We start from the raw sequence: 6,094 nt of genomic DNA on the forward strand, positions 1-6,094 counted from the left end.
GTGGACGACCTTGTCCGGCGCCTGGGGATCGACGCGTTCAGCCGGACCAACGTCCGGCGCCTGTCCGGGGGCCAGAAGCAACGGCTCGCCCTTGCCGCGGCACTGGTCGGCCGGCCCGAGGTGCTTTTCCTCGACGAACCGAGCGCCGGCCTGGACCCGCAGTCCCGGCAGCTGGTGTTCGAGCTGATCGGCGAACTGCGAGACCGCGGCATGGGCATCATCCTCACCACGCACCTGATGGACGATGCCCAGCGCCTCGCCGACTACGTTTACATCATCGACGCCGGCCGGAACGTTGCCGAAGGCACCGTCGCCCAGCTGTTGCGCCACGAACTGGTGGCCGGCGACGCCGAGCAGCACATCCGGACGCTGCTCTTCGAAGCGGAACCGGGCCTGGACCTGACCGGGGTCCTGCCGGCCGCCGTCGAAGTCCGGGAAACGCGCGCCGGCAGCTACAGCGCCACCGGAGCGCTGACGCCGGCCGATCTCGCCGCAGTCGCGGCCTGGTGGGCGGCCCGCGGCATCATGCCCGCGTCCATGAGCCTGGCGGCACGCAGCCTCGAGGACGTCTTCCTCGACATCTCCGGAAGGGAGACCCGATGAGCTCCGCGCACGCCGGAACGACAGCGGAAATGCCGCTGGGGAGTCCCCCCGCTCCCCTGCTGCGCCGGATCCTGCTGCAGGGCCGCTATGAAACCGCCACCATGCTCCGCAACGGCGAGCAGCTGATCCTCGCGGTCATCCTGCCGCTGCTGGCTCTGGTGGGCCTGACCGTCACGCCGCTGTTGGACGGCCTCGGCCCCAGCAGGGTCAACATCGCGGTGCCGGGCATCCTGGCGTTGTGCGCGATGTCCACGGCCTTCACCGGCCAGGGCATCTCCACCGGCTTCGACCGGCGCTACGGCGTGCTTCGTTTCCTCTCCACCACGCCCCTGGGGCGCGCGGGGCTGATCCTGGGCAAGGTGCTCGCCGTCCTCGCGGTCCTGCTGATCCAGGTGCTGGTCGTCACCGCCGTCGCCCTCCCGCTGGGATGGCGGCCCGCGGTGGCGGGCCTGCTGCCGGGACTCGTGCTGCTGGTCCTCGGTGCCGCGGCCTTCACCGCCCTCGGCCTGCTGGTAGCCGGCACGGTCCGGCCGGAGGCGACGCTGGCGATCACCAACCTGCTCTGGATCCTGCTCGGCGCTTTGGGCGGTATCGTCATTCCGGCCGAGCGGCTCCCGGCCCTCGCCCAGGCCATTGTGCACTTCCTGCCGTCCGGGGCGCTGGGCCAGGCGCTGCGGGATGCCCTCCTGTACGGCAGCGTCAATCTTGCCGCCGTGTTTGTCCTGTTGCTCTGGACGGCGATCGCCGGCCTGGCAGCAACCCGTTGGTTTAAATGGAATTGAGAAAACTGTGAGTACGGTGTCCCGCCCTCCCCGCAACGTCCTGTCCCGGATCTCCTCCCGGCTGCCCGTCACCGTCGACAAGACAATCCGGCGGCTCGCCGTGCTGTCCCTGATCGGCCAGACCGTGCTGGTGGTCACCGGCGGCGCCGTTCGCCTCACCGCCTCCGGGCTGGGCTGCCCCACGTGGCCCCGCTGTACCGACAATTCGCTGGTCAACACGCCGGAAATGGGGATTCACGGCTTCATCGAGTTCGGCAACCGGCTCCTGACCTTTGCGCTGGCCGCCGTCGCCGTGATGATGCTGGTGTACCTGTGGAACCTGCGCAAGGAACGCCGCGATCTCTTCCTGCTGGCCGCGGGCCTGCTGGCCAGCATCCCGGCGCAGGCGGTGATTGGCGGCATCACCGTCCTCACCCAGCTGAATCCGTGGGTGGTGGGGCTGCACTTCCTGGTTTCGATGGCCCTGGTGGTCCTCGCGACGCTGCTGGTCAACCGGGCCTACGGGCGTTCCGGCAAGGCGCGGACCCGGGAACTCGTTCGGCTGCCGGGCGCCGCGCGCCYGGTGATGACCGCCGTGGTCTTCTTCTCCGCTGTGGCCGTCTGCCTGGGCGTCGTAGTGACGGGGGCCGGCCCGCACGCCGGCGACGCGGACGCGCCGCGCAACAACCTGGACTGGGACCTGTTTTCCCACATCCACGCCGTCCCGGCCTACCTCGTAACAGCCGGGGCGCTGTTCGGCGTGGTCCTGGTCTTCCGCGGCCGCATCGCGGGCCCGTTCCGCACGGCGGTCTTCCTGCTTTTGGGTGTCACCGTGCTGCAGGCGGTTATCGGTTTCACGCAGTACTACAACGGCATCCCCGCACTGCTAGTGGGCGCTCACATGCTGGGCGCTGCCTTGCTGATGAGCGCCGCCACGAACGCCGCGGACATCGCGCGCAGCAGCCCGCTGAAGTAACCGGGACCGCAGCGGAGCGGTCTTCCTTGCCTCTCTTTTCCCTGCGGGGCTGTGTAGCCTGACCCTGTAGAGGGAAGGGTTTCGCCGTGAATGGGTTCGTGGAAGGCATCCTGCACATCAGCCCCGTGCTGGCGTTCACCCTCGTGGGCTGCCTGGTCTTTGCCGAAGACGCGGTGTTCATCGGGTTCGTCGTGCCGGGCGAGACCGCCGCGGTTCTGGGCGGCGTCGTTTCGAGCCGGGGCGAGGTACCGCTTTGGGGCATGGTCGCCGTCGTTGTCCTGGCCGCGGTGGCAGGCGACACAATCGGCTACGAAGTCGGGAAGCATCTCGGTCCCAGGCTCTTGAATACCCGGATCATGAAGAAACGGCGCGCCGCCCTGTCCAAGGCTCAGGATTTTCTGCGCCGGCGCGGCGGCTCCGCCGTCTTCCTCGGCCGCTTCGTGGCGTTCTTCCGGGCCGTCATGCCCGCCCTGGCCGGAAGTTCCCGAATGCACTATCCGCGCTTCCTGGCGTTCAATGCCGCCGGAGGCCTCACCTGGGGGATCGGCTTCGTCCTGCTCGGCTACTTTGCCGGTAATTCCTACGATGCGGTGGCCAAGGTTGCCGGCCGGGACATCACGGCAGCCATTGTGCTGATCGGGCTGCTGGCTGTGATCATCTGGCGCGTCCGCCATGCGCGGGCTGCCCGGCGCTCACCGGCGGCTCCCCCGGACTCCGAGGGCCGCACGGTACCGGCGGGCGACTGACCCCTTAGCCGCCGACGAGCGCGGAGCCTACGAATGGATCGACCGCCAGCGCCAGGAAGAGCAGGGTGAGGTAACTGATCGAACCGTGGAAGACCTTCATCGCGCCCGTATTCGAGACGTCCCCGTGCTGGGCCCGGTTGTAGAGGGCGTGCGACTCGTACAGGAACCAGGCACCCGCGCCGACGGCGGTGACGGTGTAGACCCATCCGGCGGCTCCCACCGGGATCATCAGCAGCGAGCAGGCAACCATGGCCCACGCGTACAGGACCACCTGCACCGACACCACCTTGGCACCCGCGATTGCACCGAGCATCGGCACGTTGGCGTTGCGGTAGTCCTCGCCGTAGCGCATGGACAGCGGCCAGTAGTGCGGCGGGGTCCACAGGAAGATCACCATGAACAGCACGAAAGCGGGCCACTGAACCGTGTTGGTCACGGCCGCCCAGGCAATCAGGACCGGGAAGCAGCCGGCGGCGCCGCCCCAGACGATATTCTGCGCGGTTCGGCGCTTGAGGATCATCGTGTAAATCACCACGTAGAACACGATGGCGCCTAGGCCCAGCCACGCCGAGAGCGGGTTGGCGCCGAACCAGAGGATCACGATCGCAGCGGCGCCGAGGAGCCAGGAGAACACCAGGGCTTCACGCGGGGTGATCTCGCCGGTGACCAGCGGCCGCTTCTCGGTCCGGTGCATGAGTTTGTCGATGTCGCGGTCGAGATAGCAGTTGAACGCGCCGGCACTGCCGGCGGCGAAGGCGCCCCCGACGAGGGTCGCCAGGATCAGGCCGAGGGACGGGAAGCCACGCTGGGCGTAGATCATGGTGGGCAGGGTGCTGACCAGCAGGAGTTCGATCACCCGCGGCTTCGTGAGCGCCAGGTAGGCCTTCGCCTTGCGGGCGAAGCCGATCCGACCCGGTGCCGGGGAGAAGTTTAGCGGCGTATCAGTTGTGCTCACGGTGGCAGTCACCTGTTCTGTCTGGCAGTTCTGTCTGGCGGTTCTGTCTGGCTGTTCAGCCCGGCTGGTCGTCGCAATGCGCCCTGCGTCCGGGCCAGTGCAGTCGGGGGGTCCATTCGCGGCGCACAGGCATGTCCTAGCCCCCGGTGGTGGCCACCCACCATCCTACCGTGGCGGCGCCGACGTCCACGCCCCGGCGGACGCTGCCGCAATTTCGCCTGGCTTGGCCGGGGCCCCGGCAGCCGCGGGTCGCGGGGATTCACAAAAACCGGAAACACGTCCAATTCCTGAGATACCCCCCGCCCGGCCGCGGGAATGGGGATAAGCTGTCAAACAGATCAGCACGCACGCGCGGGCCCACGGCGCCCACTGCCTCTGCGCGGGCGGCTGAATGACGAGATCAACGTTTCGATGGTGAATGGCTGGTACTAACCGCAGCGGGCACCAAACCGTGTCCCGGCGGAACGTACTGTGCCATCGGCTGTCAGCACAGAGAGGGGCCCGGTTTACGTGCCACATTTGGAAGAGCAAGAACTGTCTTGGACCAGCGCGGACCAGCGCGCCGTCGATACCATCCGGGTGCTCGCGGCGGATGCCGTGGAGAAGGTCGGCAACGGCCATCCCGGCACGGCGATGAGCCTGGCGCCGGCCGCTTACCTGCTCTTCCAGAAGCTGATGCGGCATGATCCGGCGAACCCGGAATGGCTGGGCCGCGACCGCTTCGTGCTGTCCCCGGGCCACACATCCCTGACCCTGTACATCCAGCTCTTCCTCTCCGGCTACGGCCTGGAGCTGAAGGACCTTGAGGCGCTGCGGACCTGGGGCTCGCTGACCCCTGGCCACCCGGAGTACAAGCACACCAAGGGTGTGGAAATCACCACGGGCCCGCTGGGCCAGGGCCTGGCATCGGCGGTCGGTTTCGCCTATTCGCAGCGCCGCATGCGCGGGCTTTTCGACGCCGAAGCCGCCGCCGGCACGAGCCCGTTCGACCACACCATCTGGGTGATCGCTTCCGACGGCGACCTGCAGGAAGGCGTGACGTCCGAGGCGTCCTCGCTCGCCGGCCACCAGGAGCTCGGCAACCTCGTGGTGATCTACGACGAGAACCACATCAGCATCGAGGACGACACCAATGTCGCCTTCACCGAAGACGTCCTGGCCCGTTACGCGGCCTACGGCTGGCACACCCAGCGGGTCGACTGGACCCGGACTGGCGAATACAAAGAGGACGTCGCCGAACTGCACGCGGCGTTGCTCGCCGCGAAGGCCGAGACGGGCAAGCCGTCCATTATTTCGCTGCGGACCATCATCGGCTGGCCGGCGCCGAAAAAGCAGAACACCGGCAAGATCCACGGCTCGGCGCTGGGCGCCGAGGAAGTCGCAGGCCTCAAGCGGATCCTCGGTTTCGATCCGGAGCTGTCCTTCCAGGTCGAAGACGAAGTCCTCGACCACACCCGGCAGGCCCAAGCACGCGGCGCCGCGGCCCGCTCCGAGTGGCAGGCAACCTTCGAGGCCTGGCAATCCGGGAACCCCGAGGCGGCCGCGCTGCTGGAACGCGTCGAGGCCCGTAAGCTCCCGGCCGAGATCGACGCCGCGCTGCCGGTCTTCGAGGCCGGCAAGGACGTTTCCACCCGTGCCGCGTCCGGCAAAGTCCTGAACGCGATCGGTCCGGTCATGCCTGAACTGTGGGGCGGCTCGGCGGACCTGGCCGAGTCCAACAACACCACGATCGAAGGCTCGCCCTCGTTCATCCCGGCTTCCCGGCAGACCGACGCCTGGAAGGGCAACCCCTACGGCCGGGTGCTGCACTTCGGCATCCGCGAGCACGCCGCAGCGTCGATCGTGAACGGGATCAGCCTCGCCGGCCCGACCCGGGCGTTCTCCGGCACGTTCCTGATCTTCTCCGATTACCAGCGCCCGGCGATCCGGCTCGGCGCGCTGATGGGCGCCCCGTCGCTGTACGTCTGGACGCACGACTCGATCGGCCTCGGCGAAGACGGACCCACCCACCAGCCGGTCGAACAGCTCGCCTCACTCCGCGCCGTCCCGGGCC

6 protein-coding genes are annotated in these 6,094 nt (G+C 68.2%); 5 read left to right on the forward strand and 1 reads right to left on the reverse strand.

The window, feature by feature from the left end:
• The 4 genes from AB4Y86_RS09715 to AB4Y86_RS09730 form a co-directional block, all read left to right on the forward strand.
• Window positions 1-603, forward strand: a 603-nt coding sequence (locus tag AB4Y86_RS09715; protein ID WP_441402036.1) for an ATP-binding cassette domain-containing protein, incomplete at its 5' end; no start/stop codon positions are given.
• Window positions 600-1,385, forward strand: coding sequence for an ABC transporter permease (locus tag AB4Y86_RS09720; protein WP_441402037.1), 786 nt, complete (start codon window positions 600-602; stop codon window positions 1,383-1,385). The genes AB4Y86_RS09715 and AB4Y86_RS09720, both read left to right, overlap by 4 nt.
• 7 nt (window positions 1,386-1,392) lie before the next feature.
• On the forward strand, window positions 1,393-2,340 hold the full coding sequence (locus AB4Y86_RS09725; protein WP_441402038.1) for a COX15/CtaA family protein: 948 nt from the start codon (window positions 1,393-1,395) through the stop codon (window positions 2,338-2,340).
• Between the two features lie 86 nt (window positions 2,341-2,426).
• Window positions 2,427-3,086: a DedA family protein gene (locus tag AB4Y86_RS09730; RefSeq protein WP_441402039.1), complete on the forward strand. Its 660-nt coding sequence runs from the start codon at window positions 2,427-2,429 to the stop codon at window positions 3,084-3,086.
• A 4-nt stretch (window positions 3,087-3,090) separates the two neighbouring features.
• Here the strand turns inward: AB4Y86_RS09730 and AB4Y86_RS09735 are convergent, their stop codons facing one another.
• Entirely contained in the window at window positions 3,091-4,053 is a 963-nt protein-coding gene (locus AB4Y86_RS09735) for a heme o synthase (protein ID WP_441402040.1), read from the reverse strand.
• Window positions 4,054-4,560: 507 nt separating this feature from the next.
• Here AB4Y86_RS09735 and AB4Y86_RS09740 point away from each other — a divergent pair.
• A partial coding sequence (locus AB4Y86_RS09740) for a transketolase family protein (protein WP_441402041.1) occupies window positions 4,561-6,094 on the forward strand: 1,534 nt, incomplete at its 3' end.

This window comes from Arthrobacter sp. 2YAF22_2 (assembly GCF_052114645.1).
Classification (GTDB): domain Bacteria; phylum Actinomycetota; class Actinomycetes; order Actinomycetales; family Micrococcaceae; genus Arthrobacter.